The 2331-nt window shown below is 67.0% G+C and carries 1 protein-coding gene and 1 pseudogene; both read right to left on the minus strand.

Annotation, left to right across the window (positions count from 1 at the left end; genetic code table 11):
- Nucleotides 1–1598: RNB domain-containing ribonuclease (locus RMP08_RS11310; protein ID WP_310469105.1), on the minus strand; the 1598-nt coding region annotated here is incomplete at its 3' end.
- A 148-nt stretch (nucleotides 1599–1746) separates the two neighbouring features.
- Nucleotides 1747–2331 (minus strand): annotated as a pseudogene (locus tag RMP08_RS11315) (peptidase M28); the annotation flags it as partial.

The following is a 2331-nucleotide window of genomic DNA, read 5'->3' on the forward strand; positions in this document are numbered from 1 at the left end:
AGAATGCGGTTGAAAGTGGCCGGCCTGATCACCTGGCCAAGCGCGAACTCGACATCGAAGGTCGCCAGATAGTCCTTCAGCGCGACCAGTTTCTCGCGGCTCGGGCTTTCATGGACGCGGTACATTACCGGCGCCTTCTTGGCCTCGAGCGCGCGGGCCGCGGCGACGTTGGCGGCGATCATATAATCCTCGACGAGCTTATGCGCGTCGAGCCGCTCGCGCGGCGCGACCGAGAGGATGCGGCCTTTCTCGTCGAGCACGACGCGGCGCTCGGGGATGTCGAGCTCGAGCGGTTCCCGCGCATTACGGTTGGCCAAAAGCGCCCGCCAGCACGCCCACAGTGGCTTGAGCGCGCTCCCGACCAGCGCAGGCTCAACGGTTCCCCGGCGAAGGCCGGGGTCCAGGCCGGCGGAGCCGGTTGCCGCTGACGCGCCTGGGCCCCGGCCTTCGCCGGGGAACATGGCATCGTAACTCGCCTGCGCATCCTCGTACGCAATGTTTGCAGCAACACAAATCTTCGCGCGCGTGAATTTCCAGCTTTTAAGGCTGCCGTCCTTGGCGACGACCAGATGGCAGGCCAGCGCCGCGCGCTCTTCGCCAGCCTTCAACGAGCAGATGTCGGCCGACAATTCCTCGGGCAGCATGGGCACCACGCGGTCAGGGAAATAGACGCTGTTGCCGCGCGCGCGCGGCTCCTTGTCGAGCTCAGATCCGGGGCGGACATAAAAACTGACGTCGGCGATGGCGACGATCGCGTCCCACCCGCCGTCGTCGCGCGGGCTCGCCCAGATCGCATCGTCATGGTCGCGCGCGTCGGCGGGGTCGATCGCGACGATCGGGAGATGGGTGAGGTCTTCGCGTGTCCCCAGCGGCGTCTTGGCCACACGGTGGGCTTCGGCAATCGCCTCCTCGCGAAACTCATGCCGCAGGCCGTGCTTGTGGATCGCGATCAGGCTGAAGCTGCGCGGCGCGAACGGGTCGCCGAGCACGGCGTCGACGCGCGCCGAAATGCGCGGTGGGCGGCCCGACAGCTCGCACAGTACGAGGTCGCCGGGCTGGGCGTCCTTGACCTCGCCGATCATGATCTCGCGCCGCTCGCGCTTGTCGACCGGCGACAGCCACAGCCGCTCCCCCTCGCGGCGGACGACTCCCAGGACCAGCTCGGCCGACTTGGCGAGCTTCTTCATCGGGTGGGCGACATGCCCCTGCCCCTTGGCCTCGGTCCGCGCCAGCACGCGGTCGCCGATGCCGAGCGCCCCGCGGCGCCCGCGCTCGATGATGCGCAGCTTGGGTGCGGGGCCCTCGGCCTGCCACTGCTCGGGCACCGCCCAGATCGTGCCGCTGTCGTCGGCCTCGACCACCCGCAAGACCGTTACCCGCGGCACCCCGCCCGACTGGTGGAAGGCGCGGCCGGGGGAGGCGTCGATCAGCCCCTCGTCGGCCATGTCTCGCAGCAGCACCTTGAGCGAAATCTTGTCCTGCCCGGAGAGCCCGAACGCCCGCGCGATCTCGCGCTTGCCGGCGGGCTGGTCGGAGGTCGCGATGAAATCGAGGATCTGCTTGCGGGTGGGCAGGCCGGGGGCGGGTTTGCGGGGCATGGCAGCCCCCTAAACACCATTGCGAATGAAACGAAGCAATCCCGAGAAAAAGTGGTTCACATGAAGGCACGAAGAAGGAGTCGAAGGCGCGAAGCCGAGACTAGCGCTTCGCGCCTTCCTTTTTGCCTTCGTGCCTTCGTGTGAAACCCTACTTTTTGTCTGGCGGCGGCGCGACATAGGGCTTGAAGGCCCCGCCCGGAACCGCCGAAGCGACCGGGCTTTCGAAGCCGTCGGGGCCGACCGCGGACACGCCGAATACCCAATCGTCGACGCGGATTCCCTTCAGCTCGACCTTGCAAGTCGTTACTCCCGCCGGTGTCGACGCTTTGTCGAAGCAGCCTTCACCCACGGCATGAGCAGGTGTGACAAGTAAACGATCACTCCACTGGCTGGCATCTGTCCTGCGCCACCTGATCACGTACGCCGCCGCTTCATCAACCCTCGGGATAGTAACTGCCGTATCCGTGCTCACCGCCCCCTCGACCGTCGGCTCCGGCGGCGGCGGGGCGCTGGCGAGGGCGGCGAGGGCGGCGACGTTGAGCCGGGTGACCTTGGCGAGATAGGGAAAATCCATTCTGTCGATGGTGTCGCCATATTCGACGCCGTTCTCGACGCGGACATCCTGGTGCTGGTGATTGTAATTCTCGACCGCCACCGAAAAGCGCACCGCCGGATAGCCCGCGTTCAAGAACTCGGTGTGGTCGCCGCCGCGGCCGTGGCGGTCGTTGCGCCA

It is taken from the genome of Sphingomonas sp. (genome assembly GCF_031426035.1).
Taxonomy (GTDB): Bacteria; Pseudomonadota; Alphaproteobacteria; order Sphingomonadales; family Sphingomonadaceae; genus Sphingomicrobium.